Source organism: Nonomuraea sp. JJY05, from assembly GCF_043496855.1.
In the GTDB taxonomy this organism is placed as follows: Bacteria; Actinomycetota; Actinomycetes; order Streptosporangiales; family Streptosporangiaceae; genus Nonomuraea.
This window is the reverse complement of record NZ_JBIEIS010000030.1, coordinates 15675-29825: the sequence shown is the minus strand read 5'-3', so window position 1 is coordinate 29825 and position 14151 is coordinate 15675. Positions and strand designations below refer to the sequence as shown.

General features: G+C 72.0%; 12 protein-coding genes. 7 read left to right on the top strand and 5 right to left on the bottom strand.

The genetic code is table 11. From position 1 onward, the window contains the following. The first annotated feature begins 7 nt into the window (after nucleotides 1–7). From ACFKCF_RS38420 to ACFKCF_RS38400, 5 genes are all read left to right on the top strand, one after another. Entirely contained in the window at nucleotides 8–154 is a 147-nt protein-coding gene (locus ACFKCF_RS38420; protein WP_394500222.1) for a hypothetical protein, read from the top strand. A 144-nt stretch (nucleotides 155–298) separates the two neighbouring features. Next, nucleotides 299–811, top strand: a complete 513-nt coding sequence (locus ACFKCF_RS38415) for a peroxiredoxin family protein (protein ID WP_394500221.1) — start codon at nucleotides 299–301, stop codon at nucleotides 809–811. Continuing rightward, nucleotides 808–2652, top strand: coding sequence for an ABC transporter ATP-binding protein (locus ACFKCF_RS38410; protein WP_394500220.1), 1845 nt, complete (start codon nucleotides 808–810; stop codon nucleotides 2650–2652). Before ACFKCF_RS38415 ends, ACFKCF_RS38410 begins: the two co-directional genes overlap by 4 nt. Beyond that, the gene (locus ACFKCF_RS38405; protein ID WP_394500219.1) at nucleotides 2649–3149 is read left to right on the top strand and encodes a S26 family signal peptidase; all 501 of its coding nucleotides are present in this window, start codon (nucleotides 2649–2651) and stop codon (nucleotides 3147–3149) included. The genes ACFKCF_RS38410 and ACFKCF_RS38405 overlap by 4 nt, the downstream gene beginning before the upstream one ends. 209 nt (nucleotides 3150–3358) lie before the next feature. Beyond that, nucleotides 3359–4609, top strand: coding sequence for a serine hydrolase domain-containing protein (locus ACFKCF_RS38400; RefSeq protein ID WP_394500218.1), 1251 nt, complete (start codon nucleotides 3359–3361; stop codon nucleotides 4607–4609). Here ACFKCF_RS38400 and ACFKCF_RS38395 read toward each other — a convergent pair. After that, nucleotides 4575–7754, bottom strand: coding sequence for a BTAD domain-containing putative transcriptional regulator (locus tag ACFKCF_RS38395; RefSeq protein WP_394500217.1), 3180 nt, complete (start codon nucleotides 7752–7754; stop codon nucleotides 4575–4577). The two genes, ACFKCF_RS38400 and ACFKCF_RS38395, sit on opposite strands and share 35 nt — an antisense overlap. 444 nt (nucleotides 7755–8198) lie before the next feature. Between ACFKCF_RS38395 and ACFKCF_RS38390 the strand changes: the two genes are divergently transcribed. Next, nucleotides 8199–8330 (top strand): hypothetical protein, encoded by a 132-nt coding sequence (locus ACFKCF_RS38390; RefSeq protein ID WP_394500216.1) that lies wholly within the window; start codon nucleotides 8199–8201, stop codon nucleotides 8328–8330. Nucleotide 8331: 1 nt separating this feature from the next. Next, nucleotides 8332–10728, top strand: coding sequence for a DUF4132 domain-containing protein (locus tag ACFKCF_RS38385; protein WP_394500215.1), 2397 nt, complete (start codon nucleotides 8332–8334; stop codon nucleotides 10726–10728). 112 nt (nucleotides 10729–10840) lie between these two features. Here the strand turns inward: ACFKCF_RS38385 and ACFKCF_RS38380 are convergent, their stop codons facing one another. From ACFKCF_RS38380 to ACFKCF_RS38365, 4 genes are all read right to left on the bottom strand, one after another. Beyond that, nucleotides 10841–11629, bottom strand: a complete 789-nt coding sequence (locus tag ACFKCF_RS38380) for a hypothetical protein (protein ID WP_394500214.1) — start codon at nucleotides 11627–11629, stop codon at nucleotides 10841–10843. 305 nt (nucleotides 11630–11934) lie between these two features. Next, a complete protein-coding gene (locus ACFKCF_RS38375) occupies nucleotides 11935–12354 on the bottom strand; it encodes a hypothetical protein (protein ID WP_394500213.1) in 420 nt (139 codons plus the stop codon). 83 nt (nucleotides 12355–12437) lie between these two features. Beyond that, the gene (locus tag ACFKCF_RS38370) at nucleotides 12438–13250 is read right to left on the bottom strand and encodes a creatininase family protein (RefSeq protein WP_394500212.1); all 813 of its coding nucleotides are present in this window, start codon (nucleotides 13248–13250) and stop codon (nucleotides 12438–12440) included. Next, on the bottom strand, nucleotides 13247–14149 hold the full coding sequence (locus ACFKCF_RS38365) for a hypothetical protein (protein ID WP_394500211.1): 903 nt from the start codon (nucleotides 14147–14149) through the stop codon (nucleotides 13247–13249). The genes ACFKCF_RS38370 and ACFKCF_RS38365 overlap by 4 nt, the downstream gene beginning before the upstream one ends. Nucleotides 14150–14151 lie beyond the last annotated feature (2 nt).

Sequence of the window (14151 nt, the reverse complement as noted above, 5' to 3'; positions counted from 1 at the left end):
GGGTCTCGTGGATCGTCTGCTTGCACGCGTCGCCCACAAGGTGACCGTGGAAGCCGCCTGCACCAACACCTACTACTGCAAGGACGGGGTCAAGTACCTCCGTTCCTGCTGCCTCGACCAGGGGTGCCAGACGGTCAGGGTCGGCACCTGCTGACGCGGTCGGCATAGCAACCGCGGGCGGCGGTCGGCCGCCGCCCGCTCACACGGGACGGCCCCGGCAGCCGCCACGGGAACTGATCGGGGCGAACCTGATCGCGTCCTTCGACGACATCGCCGATCTCTTCGTGAGGAACCCCTGATGCCCTACCTGACCGCCGCTGTCGTGCTCATCGGCGTGCTGTGCGTGTCGAACCTGCTGCTCACCCTGGGCCTAGTCCGCCGGATACGACAGCTGGGCGAGGGAGACGTCCAGCATGCCGGACCTCCCCTCGCGCTGGGTCCCGGCTCGCCCATCGGAGAGTTCACCGCCGTCACCGCCGACGGCGAATCGGTGTCCCACGACTCGATCGCCGGACTGGTCGGGTTCTTCTCCGCCGGATGCGAACCCTGCCACAAGCTCCTTCCCCAGTTCGTGGCGCACGCCCGCGCCCTCGGACGGCAGAACGTGCTGGCGGTGGTCGCCGGTGACGAGGCCGACATGGTGGCGGCGCTCACGCCGGTGGCCCGGGTGCTCGAGGAGGACTTCGACGGCCCGGTGGCCGGCGCGTTCCGGAACACCTGGACGCCGGCGCTCTACCTTCTGGGCTCCGATCATCGCGTCGTCGCTGCGGGCGGTCGCCTGGAGGACCTCCCCGTCGCGTCGCCGTCATGAGCGGCGGCCAGGTCGACGTGCCCGGGGCGCGCAGCGCGGCCGGACCGCGGGAACTGGTCTCGGCCGCGGCGGAGGCCGTGTCTCTGACCTGGCGGTCGGCCCCAGGAGGGGTGACCGGCCATGTCTTCGTGACGCTCGCTGGGGCGGCGGCCCCGATCGTCACCGCATGGCTGACCAAATCGGTCATCGACCGGCTGGCCACCTCCGAAGGCACGGTCGCGGGGCTCGCGCTCGGGCTCGCGGCGGCGGGGCTGTCCGCCGCCGCGCTTCCGGGGATCAGCCGCTACCTGCGCGCTCAGACCGGCCGCCGTGCGGGAGCCGTCGCGACCGACCGGCTCTTCGCGGCGGCCGAGCGGCAGGTCGGTCTCCGGCGTTTCGAGGATCCGGTGTTCCTCGACCGGCTGCGCCTGGCGCAAGAGGGCGCCGGGATCACGGCCGATCTCGTCAGCGGATTGTGTGGCAGCCTGCACGGCATCTTGTCCCTCATCGGGTTCGTGGGGTCCCTGCTGATCCTCAGCCCCGTCATGACCGCGCTGGTGCTGCTGGCCGCCATCCCGGCGCTCGTCGCCGAACTGCTCCTGTCGCGCAGGCGGGCCGCCGTGCAGTGGGACACCGAGCGGATCCACCGCCGCGAGTTCTTCTACAGCCGGCTGCTCACCGGCGTGCAGGCCGCCGTGGAGATCCGGCTGTTCGGCATCGGCGCGTTCCTTCGCGCGCGGATGATGACCGAGCGGCGCGAGGCCGACGCCGCCGAGAGCCGGATGGACCGGCGGGAACTGCTCACTCAGGGCGGACTGACGGTACTGAGCGCGGCCGTCGCGGGCGCCGGGCTGTGGTGGGCGATCATGGCCGCCCGTCACGGCTCGCTCAGTGTCGGCGACGTCGCCATGTTCGTCGCGGCCGTCGGTGGTGTGCAGGCCGCGCTGGACACGCTGGTCTCCTCGATCGCGTCCTTCCACCAGCAGCTTCTCACCTTCTCTCACTACGTCGCGGTGATCAGGGCCGAGCCCGATCTGCCGAGCGTGCCGGAGGGGACGGCTCCCGTGCTGCGCCGGGGCCTGGAGCTGCGAGACGTCTGGTTCCGCTACGACGACGATCATCCGTGGGTGCTGCGCGGCGTCGATCTGGCGATTCCACACGGCCGTTCGGTCGCCCTCGTCGGGTTGAACGGCGCGGGCAAGAGCACCCTCATCAAGCTTCTGTGCAGGATGTACGACCCGACGCGCGGCCAGATCCTGTGGGACGGCGTGGATCTGCGGGACCTCCCGCCTCCCGCGCTCCGCGAGCGGATCAGCGCTGTGTTCCAGGACCACATGAACTTCGACATGTCCGCCGCCGAGAACATCGGGCTCGGCGACCTGCCTGCCCTGGACGAGCCGGCCCGGATCAGAGACGCGGCCGTCCGCGCTGGAGTGCACGACACGCTGTCGGGGCTGCCGCGCGGCTACGACACGCTGCTCACGCGCATGTTCTTCTCCGAGGCGGACAAGGGCGATCCGGAAACGGGGGTGGTGCTTTCGGGCGGGCAGTGGCAGCGCCTGGCACTGGCCAGGGCCCTTGTCCGCGATGGCAGGGATCTGATGATCCTCGACGAGCCCAGCTCCGGCCTCGACCCGGAGGCCGAGCACGAGGTCCACACCCGTATCCGGGAGTACCGGCAGGGTCGTACGAGCCTGCTGATCTCCCACCGGCTCAGCGCCGTTCGGGATGCCGACCTCATCGCCGTACTCCACGATGGGCGGATCGCCGAGTCGGGGCCGCACGAGGCACTGCTCTCCGCGGACGGCCACTACGCCCGCCTGTTCCGCCTCCAGGCCGCGGGATATCAGGAGGCGCGATGAGGTGGAGCAGGCTGTTCCTCTCAGCAGGCGGCGTGCTGGCGCTGGGAGCCGCGCTGTGGTGGATCCGCCGGCGCTACCTGGTCGCCACCGTCGACGGGCCGAGCATGGAACCCACCCTGCGCTCCGGGGACATGCTGCTCGTGCGCAGGACGAAGCTGGTCCACGCGGGTCAGATCGTGGTCGTCCGGATCGGGGATCCACCGCCCGTCGACGGGCTGCCGCCTGGGCTCGAACCGGGTGGCGAGGACGAGTTGCCGGACAAGCCGGATCATCCCGGTTGGCGGTTGCTCGTCAAACGGGCGGTCGCGGTTCCCGGAGATCCCGTACCGAAAGAGGGCTTTCCGGCGTTCCGCGACGCACCCGAGACCGTCGTGCCCCGGCATGCCCTGGTCGTGCTGGGCGACAATCCGGACGCCAGCTGGGACTCCCGGGACTTCGGTTTCGTGCGAGGCGACGAGTTCGTCGGCGTGATGGTGCGCCGCCTGCCACCGCCCTGACCGCCGGCTCGATGGTCAACGGAGCCGTCATCGGGGTGACGATCGGAACGCCGGACGCGCCGCGGAGTGCGCTGCCAGCCTGCTGTGTGCGATTTGTGAGCGGCCGGTTGGAGGGTGGGCTCGTCCGCGTCACCTATCACCGGAGGAACCGGTCAATGTCCCAACATGTCTCTTCGCCGACTCGCACGGCCCGGCCACGCCGGCTGCGCATGGTCGCAGCTGCCGCACTGGCCGCGAGTGTGGCCGCGGCGCCCCCGGCTGCCGCGACGTCCCCTGTTGCCGCGGCGGCCACGCCGTACGCGGACAGCGGCACGCAGGCGCAGCGCGCTCAGATTCAGCGGCTGGCGCGGAAGCTGGTGGACGCCGGGGCGCCCGGCGTGATCGTGCGGGTCGATGACGGCCGGCGGACGGTCGAGATCGCCGAGCAGGCCCCCTGGACCAGGCGGGATCACGTGCTCAAGGCAGAAGACGAATTTCGGGTGGCGTCCAACACCAAGACCATGATGGCCACGCTCGCGCTGCAACTGCTCGCCGAGGGCAAGCTCGCCCTGACCGACCCGGTGGAGAAGTGGCTGCCGGGCAAGGTGCCCAATGGCGAGGCCATCACGCTGCGCATGCTGCTGAACCACACCAGCGGGCTGTACGACTACACCGAGGACGCCGCGCTCCTGCCGTCGTTCCTCGGCAAGGATCGGCGACGGTGGACGTCGGCGAAGCTGCTGGCCGTGGGAGTGAAGCACGCTCCGCTGTTCGCGCCGGGCACGAAGTGGTCGTACAGCAACACCAACTACGCCGCGATCGGCGCCGTCCTGGAGCGGGTCACCGGGGCGAGCCTGGCCGATCTGGTCCGGGATCGGATCGCCCGGCCGCTCAACCTCAAACGCACCTATTTCGCCACTGACTCCACCTGGCGTGGATCTCACGCCCGCGGCTATGAACGGGACGCCGCCCACATGCCACCGGCCGTGCCGGCCACGTTCAGGAGCTTCGCCGGGGCGCGCCACCACGGACACGTGAACGTCTCCGACAATGACCCCGGATGGGGCGGGCCGGCCGGGGCGGTGGTGTCCACCACGCAGGACTGGTCCCGATTCTCCACCGCGCTGATGTCCGGCAAGCTACTGCCCGATGCCCAGCTGGCACAGCTGCGCACCACCGTGCCGGTGGACCCGCGGCAGCCGGACGGGCCCGGTTACGGGCTGGGGATCCAGACCGGTGCCCATCCGTGCGGCACCTTCTGGGGCCACGACGGCGGTATGCCCGGCTACCTCACCACCAGCATCACCGACCGCACCGGCACCCGCTCGGCGACCGTCCTCGTCTCGACGGAGCTCTGGGCCGAGTTCGAGGCCGACCCGAAGATCGCCAAGGCCGCCCGGGCGCTCCAGACGGCCGTGACGTGCACGATGTTCGGCAAGCCCGTGCCTACCGGGGCCTCCGCGGGCCGGACGCCGCGGTGATGACCGCGGCGACCAGGTCTTCGGCCTCGGCCCGCGACATCGCCGCACCCGCGGCGTGCGCGGCGGCGAACCCGGCGGCGCCCAGGGCAGCCGTGGCCCGCTGTGTGATCGTTCGGACGTCGTCGTCGCCGAGGTCTTCCCGGCCCCGCAGCACGGTGGCGGCCCCGAGCAGCCGTCCCGCTCGCTCGGGCCGGCCGTGGCACAGCTCGATCGCGGCGGCCACGGCCGCGATCGCGGCCGCGACCGGCGTGTGCCAGGTCAGCGTCATGTGTACCGCCGGGTGGTCGAGCCGGCGTACCGCCTCGTCCGGAGCACCCTCCGCGACGTCCACCTGGGCGAGCACGCCCAGCAGCAACGCGGTCAGATGCGGGGTCGACCGGCCGGGTGGCGCCTCGGCCAGGCCGGCCAGGGCGTGCTCGCGGGCCGGCCCCGCTCGCCCGGCCCGCCACTCCAGCCGCGCCAAGCCCAGGCACACCTGAGCCCGCGACTCCGCCGACCCGGCCCGCTCGACCCGGTCGAGCAGGTCCGTGAGCTGCCGCCGCCCGCCGTCCACGTCGCCGGCCTCCGCCCGGTGCAGCGCGGCCGCCACCTCGCTCTCCATGGTGTGCTCGGGCATGCCGAGCTCCTGGAAGTACCGGGTGGCCCGCTCGACCAGCGCGGAGGTACGGGCCGGTTCGCCTGAGCGCTGCAACGCCGTATTCAGGGTGCTCAGCGTGATCGCCAGGCCCCACCGCTCGCCGAGTTCCTCGAAGCCGGTCAGCGCGCGCGACAGCAGGAGCGTCGCCTCGACGGGGTGCCCGGTGTTCATGGCCAGCACGCCACGCAGCAGCAGGGCCAGCGACCGGCTCCACGGATCCGCCGGCTCGTCCGGTGCGGCTCCGTCGTGTCCCGAGCTTATGGCGAGCGCCGACCGGGCCATCTCCAGAATGGGGTGGGTGCCGGGGGCGGCCTGCTCCAGCGCCTTCCTGATCTGGTCGAAGGCCGCTTCCGCCTCGTCCGGCCGGCTGATGGTCTCGGTGGTCGCGAGCGCGTGCGCGACGACCACCAGCGCGTGTGCCTGCTGGTCGGTCGAGCCGGGGACCTGGAGCACCCGGCCGAGCAGGTCAAGCGACTCCGGCGGGTGGTCCCGCAGGAACCAGTACCAGCACAGCGCGACGCCGAACCGGACCGCCAGGTCGGCGTCGCCGTACTCGACCGCCCAGCGGATCGCGGCCGACAGGTGGTCCCGTTCCGCGGACAGGCGGGCCAGCCAGCGCAGTTGGTCGGACGTGCGCAGGTGCGGATCCGCGGTCTCGGCGAGCTGGAGGAAGAATCCGGCGTGCCGCTCACGTACGACGTCGACCTCGTCACGCCGGACCAGTCGCGCGAGGCCGTACTCCCGGATGGTCTCGAGCATGCGGTAGCGCGGCTCGACCGGGTCTGCAGGCCGCACCGGGTGCAGCAGGGACTTGTCCGCCAACGCCGTCAGCAGCTCCCGGACGTCGCCCGACCGGCCGATCGCCTCCGCCGCGTCCTCGGTGAAGCTGCCGGGCAGGACCGCCAGCCGTTCCAGCAGCGCTCGCTCGCCGGTGTCGAGCAGGTCCCAGCTCCAGGCCACCGCGGCGCTCAAGGTCCGGTGCCGCGGCAGTGCCGTACGGCTGCCGCCGGTGAGCAGCCGGAAGCGGTCGTCCAGCCGTGCCGCGACCGCCTCGACCGGCAGGGCGCGCAACTGCGCCGCGGCCAGCTCGATCGCCAGCGGCAGGCCGTCCAGGCGGCGGCAGATCTCGACTGCCGCGGTCAGCGCGGTGCCTTCCGGTGCGAAGCCCGGCCGTACGGCGGTGGCCCGGTCGTGGAACAGCCGGACCGCCGCGGACGTGCGGGCCCGCTCGGCCGTCGCCCCCGGTTCGGGCAGTTCCAGCGGGAGCACCGGGTGCAAGGTCTCGCCGTCGATCCGCAGGGCTTCCCGACCGGTGGCCAGCACCCGCAGCCTCGGGCACCGGCCGAGCAGGGCCCCGGCGAGCGTCGCGGCGGCCTCGATCGCGTGCTCGCAGTTGTCCAGCACCAGCACCAGGTCGTCGTCCGCGAGTGTCTCGACCAGGTGGTCCAGAACGGTGTCCGGGGTGACAGGCCGCTGCGGCGCGCCCTCTTCCCGCGCCCGCAACAGGTCGAGCACCACGCGGGGCACGTCGTCCGCGCTGACCGGGGCCAGCGGGACGAACCACACCCCGCCGGACGGCGTGAGCCGCCCGCCGATGGTGTTGGCCAGCCGGGTTTTGCCCGATCCTCCGGGACCGACCAGGGTGACCAGCCGAACTCGACCGAGCAGATCCACCACGCGGCGTACGTCGTCGTCGCGGCCCACGAAGCTGGTGAGCGGGATGTCCAGGTTGCCGCGCGATCTGCGGGGCCGGGGGAGCTCGCCGCGCAACACCGCCAGGTGAGCCTCCTGGAGCTGCGGCCCGGGGTCGCTGCCGAAACTGTCCGCCAGCACGCCGCGGATCCGCTGGTAGGTGGCCAGCGCCTCGGCGCCGCGGCCGTTCACCGCCAGGGCTCGGATCAGCTGGGCGTGCAGCCGTTCACGCAACGGGTGCGCGGCGGTCAGCGACTCGAGCTCGGCGACCAGGTCGAGGTCGGCACCCAGCGCCAACTCGGCTTCGACCCGGTCCTCCAGCGCGGCCAACCGGGCCCGCTCCAGCCGTTCGGCCTCGGCCGCGGCGAACGGTGCCTCGCGCACGTCCACCAGGGCAGGGCCGCGCCACAGGCTCAGGGCCTCGCGCAAGGTGGCGGCGGCCTCGGCCGGCCGCGACTGCGCGTACGAATGCCGGCCCGCGCGGACCAGCCGCTCGAACCGGACGGCGTCGGCCGCGTCCGGCTCCACGGCCAGCCGGTACCCGGCCGGGCCCGAGGTGAGCAGCCCGGGGTCACCCAGCACGCGCCGCAACCGGGACACCAGCGATTGCAGCGCGTGCAGGTGGTCCTCCGGCGCCACCTCGCCCCACAGCGCCTCGACCAGGGTCGCCGGCCGGACGGCACGCCCGGCGTCCAGCACCAGCCGGGCCAGCAACGCCCGCAGCCGCGCGCCCCCGACCCGCGTCGGGCCGATGGCGGTGTCCAGCGTCAGGGGGCCGAGGATGCCGACGCGCACCTGTCCACTCGCATGTGCCATGGCCAGCACTTTGTCAGATGTCGCCCTCCCGGTTTCATTCCCGTGGGTACCCCGCTGCTCTACGTCGGTCGCGCCCAGGGCATCAGAACATGGGGATGAAAAGGGCGCGGTGTTCGTTGGAAGGCCTGAGGCGGCGGTTCTCGCGGTCCGCATGCTGGTAGACATACAGAGCTCCTCAGCCACCCGCACCTGGCCCGGGAGGCCGGTGGGGCGGTCCAGCGGCTGCTGTTCGGCGTGCGATCGCCGATCGGCTCGGGTGGCAGCGGCCCGAGCCGCCGTCCGGGGAACTGCCGCTGGCGCAGTTCGTACAGCAGGCACGACAACGGGTGTGGCCTCAAGCTGTTCGCGTTTCCTGGCCCCGGCCCGCGCCCGCATCCGGATTGTCGGTGCCGGTTGATAATCATGGCCCGTCACGTTGACCGACCGACGACGATGGAGCCCCCCATGGCCACGGCCACCTTCAGAGACGCGAGCGCCACCGGCAGGTGCGCAGTTGAGATCGCCTCGCCCGCTCGGCCCGGCGCGAGCGCGGCGCGCGAGCCGGTCCGCCTGGTGGCGCGGGCCGGAGGCTGCTGACATGGGCGTCCTCGACAACTTTCCCCAGTCCCAGGGCTACCTGCTCAACTACCGCATCGAGGGGCTGCCGCGTGAGCTGTTCGCCCGGTATGACGCGGGCGGGCGGCCCGGCGCCGACGAGGCCGGGCGCAGGGCGTTCGGCTTGTGGGCGCAACTGCGGCTCAGCCTGGGCGACAAGGGCGGCCACGAGCACCCGGAGGAGGTGCTCCGGCTGGTGCGCGAGGTGGCCGATGGCGACATCCCCTGGACGTTCGAGGACACGCGTTCCCTGTGGGACATCGCCGACGCGCTGTCGAGTTGCGGTCACACCGGCCACGCCGACCTGTACCGGATCCCGCTGGCCGCCGTCGCGACGCTCGGATACTCCGAGCGCCGTCAGATCCTTGGTGACGCGCCGCCGTGGCACCCGGCCCACCGCAGCCCGGGCCGGGCCGCGTTACGCAAGGACCTGGAGCGCGTCCTGACCGAGCCCCCGGAGCACGGGCCGGCCGGGGTCGTGCGCAGCCTGGTCTGGGACGGCGACCCCATCGCCCGTGCCATGGCGGGGCAGTACGCCGCCCGGCTGGCCCACCCCGCCGTGCTGCCCCTGCTGAAACACTGGCGCAAGGCCAAGGCCAACAGGCCCGGCGAAGCCTGGCTCGCCAAGGTCCGCACGCTGCTCACCGACGACGGCGTGGCGGTGCTGCGCGAGATCCTCTCTCGGGTGGCCACCCATCGCGAGAGCCGCGAGCCCGGCGGCAGGGTCTTCCTCGCCCGCCACACCGCCCTCCCGCTGCGCGGCATGTTGTGGACCTGCGAGGTGATCGACGCGCCCTGGGTGTCCACGCTGCTCGGCGACGTCGCCGTCAACTGCGGCATCGGGCGCAACGGCACCGGCGGCGCCGCCGTCTGCCGCAACGAGAGACTGGCCCACGCCGCGCTGAACGTGCTGGCCAAGCGGGGCGGCCTCGACACGGTGGGCGTGCTCGCGCGCGTGCGAGCCAGGCTGCGCAGACCGGCCCTGCTGGCGAAGGCGTCCGATGCCCTCGACGCGGTGGCCGTACAAGAGGGGTTGAGCCACGAACAGCTCGTCGACCGGACGGTCCCGGCCTTCGGGCTCGGCCCCGACGGGGTCCGGGAGGAGCGGGCCGGCGACTGCGTCGTCCGGCTCGACGTCGACGGGCCGGGGCTGCGGTTCGTCAACGCGTCCGGGCGCGTGGTCAAGTCGGCGCCCCAGTCCATCCGCAAGGATCCGGTGCTCGCCGATCTCAAGGCCACCCTGAAAGACCTCAAACGCACGCAGGCCGCCGAGCGGCTGCGCCTGGAGCAGATGCTCATCGTCGAACGCGAGCTGTCCTGGAAGGAGGTCGAGCAGTACTTCTTCGACCATCCGGTCACCGGCCCCTACACCCGCGCCCTCATCTGGCGGCTCCCCGACGGGTTCGCCGGGCTGCCGGTCAGGAACGGCGGGGGATGGGCACTGGCCGGCGTGAGCGGCGCATCCGTGCGTCCGGGCGCCGACACGCCCGTCCGGTTGTGGCACCCCATCCTGGAGAGTGCCGAGGGGGTGCGCGGCTGGCGCGACCACCTGCTGGAGCGGGGGATCAGGCAGCCGTTCAAGCAGGCGTTCCGCGAGGTCTACCTGCTCACCCCGGCCGAGGAGCGCACCCGCACCCACTCCGACCGTTTCAAGGGCCATGTCGTGCGCTACGGGCAGGCCAAGGCGCTGCTGGAGCAGCGCGGCTGGAGCGGGCTGTCGATCGGTCACTGGGATTACGAGGGCGGCGGTGACGAAGGAGCGGCCGTCAAGACGCTCGCCGGCTGGCAGGCGAGCTGGGGCATGCAAGTGGCCTCCGACCCCCAGCGGGACGACTGGGGCACGGCCTCCTGCGCCGCCACCGACGCGATCCGGTTCCGCCGCGCGGACCTTCCCGGCGACGCGCCGCTCACCGAAGTGCCGCCGCTGGTGCTGTCGGAGCTGCTGCGCGACGCCGACCTCGCCGTGGGGGTCGGGTCCCTGGGGCTCGACCACCAGGCGGCGGCCGGGCACGACGGCTACTGGCAGTCGTACGGGTTCGGCGAACTGAGCGAGACCGCTCGCACGCGACGTGACGTGCTGGCCCGGCTGTTGCCCCGGCTGAAGATCGCCGACCGGGTGGAGCTGACCGACCGGTTCCTGCGCGTGCGCGGGCAGCTGCGCACCTACCGCATTCATCTGGGGTCGGGCAACATCCTGATGGAGCCGAACGACGCCTACCTGTGCATCGTCCCCGGCCGCGACCGCTCCGCCGCATCGGTGTTCCTGCCGTTCGAGGAGGACGGCGGCATGCTGTCGGTCATCCTGTCGAAGGCGTTCCTGCTGGCGGACGACACCACGATCAGCGATCCCAGCATCACCCGCCAGCTCGTCACGACCTAGGCCCGGTGCGGTTCCAGCCCCGCACCCACGTCGGCCCGAAGCCCTCCGCGGGGTTCAGCGAAGTGGGTGCGGGCGTCGAACGTGCCCGTGGCCGGGTCGAAGCCGAACGCGGTCAGCAGCCCACTCTCCGGGTGCTCAGCGCGATGTCGTCCATCCACACGTCGTAGCCGGCGGGCGTCGGGTTCTGCTGGTAGAGCTGCCAGCCCAGCTTGATCGTGTCGAACCGCGGGAAGACGAAGTCCACCGGGTTGCCGCCGTGCTCCCGGGTGGACACGGTGAGCTCCGGCTTGGCCACCCCGTCGAACCACAACGAGATCCGGTTGTCGCCAGCGTCCATGTGCCACTCCACGCATGTCCATGCCCCGGCGACGGAGGGCGCGCTGGGTTGCCAGTTCGTCCAGTCCCCGGTGGGGCCGCCGTCCGCGCCGACGCCCCAGTACGCGGCTCCCCCGTGGGGCGGCGGGGCGTACTGGCCGCCGAGCGGACGGACGATCTCGGGTCCGTCGCCGGTCGCCTCGACCAGCGTGTAGTGCGCCCAGGGAGGCGCGGTCGGGAACGCGCCGGCCCGCAACCGTACGCGCCCGTAGAAGCTGTTGCCCGGCGCGGCGAAGTCGTCCACCTTCAGGAACGCGCGGCCGTTGCCTTCGGTGTGCACCCGCAGCACCTTCTGCCCCCGCCGCCCGCCGTGCTCGACGGTGAGCGTGCCGTGCTTGGTGTCGATTCCCCAGCGGAGACTGCCGGCGCCGCCGACGGGCATGGCCTGGAAGTCCTCGCAGAACAGCAGGTCCGCCTTCGCACACGTACGCGCGTCCGTCTGCGCCGCGGCGGAGGAGGCCGCCGGAGCGGCCGTCAGCGGCACCAGCAGGAAGGACACAACGGCGCGGGCCAACCATGTACGCACGACGACTCCCTTGGACGCGGATGTGGGTGAGCGGGAGTAAGGTACGCCATCCGGCGTCCAGGGGAGGGCGCGCGGCGACGGCCGCCGGCGATGGCGCTGGTGGAGGGGCTGGGGCTGAGGAAACTTTCAGCGGGGAGGTTTCGGTAGAAGGCGGCCGGGAGGGTGGCGGCGCAGAATCGTGGCCGGCTCACCGGAAGATCTCCGCTCAGCGGCCTTGAAGCAGGCCGGCCCGCCGGGGGCGCTACCCGAGCCGGTCCGCGGCGACCTCGAGGTCTCCCGACGAGACCGGCTCGGCGGACTCCTGCCTATGTCGACGTCGGCTGATCATGCAGAGCCGGTGCGTCACCGGTCGCGTCCGGGATCTTTGGAGCGGCTTCCGACGGACGGGTGGAAGCCAGGATGTCGGAGGTGACTCTGGTGAGGATGGTCACCAGGGCGAGGCCCAGCCCGCTGAGTGCCAGGGTGCGGACGGTCCAGGAGTCCTGGATCAGGTCGGCCAGGACGAGGGCGCACAGGCCGAGATCCGCCAGGAGGGCGGTGGTGACCAGCAGCGCGTACGCGCGCACCCTGCCCTTGGTCCAGAACCGGACGCCGTGGGCGGAGTCGTGGCGACGGTGGTGCCGTTCCTGGTTTCCCAGCCGTGCCAGGTAGCCGGAGTCCCAGACGAAGGCCAGCAGCAGCACCGGCAGCACTTGGGCGAGGGTGGCATAGAAGTCGCGCACCATGAATCGTCCGTCCCTTCGGAACTCGTCAGTTGACCATCAAACCCGGGGTACACCAACTCCACGGAGCGGAAGGCAGGGGCACATCACGGCTCATTCCGGGCTTTGTGCCTCTCATCGACGGCACTCGCAGACGGCTCCGGGCGGGCCAGGCCGTCGCCGGAAAGGACGAGGGAGACCGCTTCGGCGATCACCTTTTCGAAGAGCTTGTCGCCGATGAGGGCGGTGGCTCCGGTGGTCGAGGAGAGGACGCCTTCGGTCGTCGTCCGGGAGAGGTCGACGGGGTGGAGGTAGACGCCGGCTCGGGGCGGGTCGTCGTGTTCGGGACGGGCGTCAGAGACGAGGTCGGGACGGAGGTGAAGCATGAGGCTGGTCTCGGTGAGGCCGGCGTGTTCGGCGTGCCAGCCGGGGAAGCGGGGGAGTTCCGCGGCCAGCCATTCGGCGTCGAGGAGGCTCCACCAGCTGAAGGCGATCAGTTCTCGGCCGGGGAGGGAGCCGTCCCGGGCGGTCTGGTCCAGGGCTTCGAAGAGCAGGGACTCGTTCTCGTAGTGGCCGTTGAGGACGATCAGCCGGGCGAACGGCAAGGGAGCCAGTGAGCGGAGGACGTCGCGCAGGTAGTGGATGAGGGATTCGCCCGTCACATGGAGAGTTCCCGGAAAGGACAGGCCGCCGCCGGATTGGGGGAGCGAGCGCGCCGCGATGGGGAGCGCGGGGAGCGCGTAGCCGTCCAGTTCCCGGGCCAGCCGGGCGGCCATCGCTTCGGCGATCGTGGTGTCGACGGAGAGCGGCAGGTGCGGGCCGTGCTGTTCGGTGCTGCCGATGGGCCAGATCAGCGACCGTCCCCGGACGGCGTCCACGACGTGGGCGCTGGAGAGGTCCGCGAAGGCTCGGGATGTCATGACGACTTCCTCAGGGCTCGGCCGACGATGAACGGCAGGGCGTTCTCGTCTGCGGCGAGGAGCGACGCCGTCTCGCGCAGGATGCGGTCGAGCGTTGCGATCATGTCGGTGTGCAGCGCCGTGTAGACCTGCACCGCTTGCGAGCCGACGCTGAGGTAGGCGAGGACGTCAGCGCCGTCGGAGACGCCGCCGCAGCCGAGGATCGGCAGCTCGAACCCGCGGCGGCGGAGCGCGTACACGGCTGCGAGGACGAGAGGCTTGATGCCGGGACCCGAGTAGCCGAACACGCCGCCGAGGTTCAGGCCACCGGCCGCCAAGACGTCGGCGCCGGAGATCGAGTCGCTGAGGGTGATCGCGTCGGCCCCCGCGTCCTCGGCTGCCCTGGCCCGGGCCTCGAGGCCCTCGCCTGCGGCCAGCTTGACGGAGATCGGCAGGCTCGTACGTCCCCGGACCGCCTCGGTGTAGGCGCGGACACGGTCCGCTGTGTCGTGCAGCCCGCCGTCCTCGTTGAGGCATGAGATCCCGAGTTCCAGCGCACGGCAGCCGGTGCCGGAGACTCGCTCGGCAAGCACGCCGAGGGCGTGGGGATCGTTGGCGTGCACCGACGCGATGACCGGCAGGCCATCCTCGGCCAGGGAGCGCAGAGTCTCCAGCCATACCGCAACAGGCCGTTTCGAGTACGTCGTGCTGTTGAGCATGCCCGTCGGCAGCCGGACGATCCGCTCGTCCAGGTCGCGAGGCGGATCGGGATGGATCGTCTTGGTGACCACGGCGCCTGCCCCCGCCGCGAGCAGTCGCCGGATGTTGCGCTCCTGGTCGGTGAGGAGGCCGGATCCCACGATGACGGGGCTCGCCAACCGCAGCCCCAGGACGTTCGCGGTCGTGGTCGTCTGCGGCATAC

Bases quoted from the DNA above. Each gene is read 5' to 3' on its own strand.
- ACFKCF_RS38385 (WP_394500215.1), top strand. From the start codon at position 8,332: ATGGGCGTCCTCGACAACTTTCCCCAGTCCCAGGGCTACCTGCTCAAC.
- ACFKCF_RS38410 (WP_394500220.1), top strand. From the start codon at position 808: ATGAGCGGCGGCCAGGTCGACGTGCCCGGGGCGCGCAGCGCGGCCGGA.
- ACFKCF_RS38375 (WP_394500213.1), bottom strand. From the start codon at position 12,354: ATGGTGCGCGACTTCTATGCCACCCTCGCCCAAGTGCTGCCGGTGCTG.
- ACFKCF_RS38390 (WP_394500216.1), top strand. From the start codon at position 8,199: ATGGCCACGGCCACCTTCAGAGACGCGAGCGCCACCGGCAGGTGCGCA.
- ACFKCF_RS38415 (WP_394500221.1), top strand. From the start codon at position 299: ATGCCCTACCTGACCGCCGCTGTCGTGCTCATCGGCGTGCTGTGCGTG.
- ACFKCF_RS38400 (WP_394500218.1), top strand. From the start codon at position 3,359: ATGGTCGCAGCTGCCGCACTGGCCGCGAGTGTGGCCGCGGCGCCCCCG.
- ACFKCF_RS38395 (WP_394500217.1), bottom strand. From the start codon at position 7,754: ATGGCACATGCGAGTGGACAGGTGCGCGTCGGCATCCTCGGCCCCCTG.
- ACFKCF_RS38365 (WP_394500211.1), bottom strand. From the start codon at position 14,149: ATGCCGCAGACGACCACGACCGCGAACGTCCTGGGGCTGCGGTTGGCG.
- ACFKCF_RS38370 (WP_394500212.1), bottom strand. From the start codon at position 13,250: ATGACATCCCGAGCCTTCGCGGACCTCTCCAGCGCCCACGTCGTGGAC.
- ACFKCF_RS38405 (WP_394500219.1), top strand. From the start codon at position 2,649: ATGAGGTGGAGCAGGCTGTTCCTCTCAGCAGGCGGCGTGCTGGCGCTG.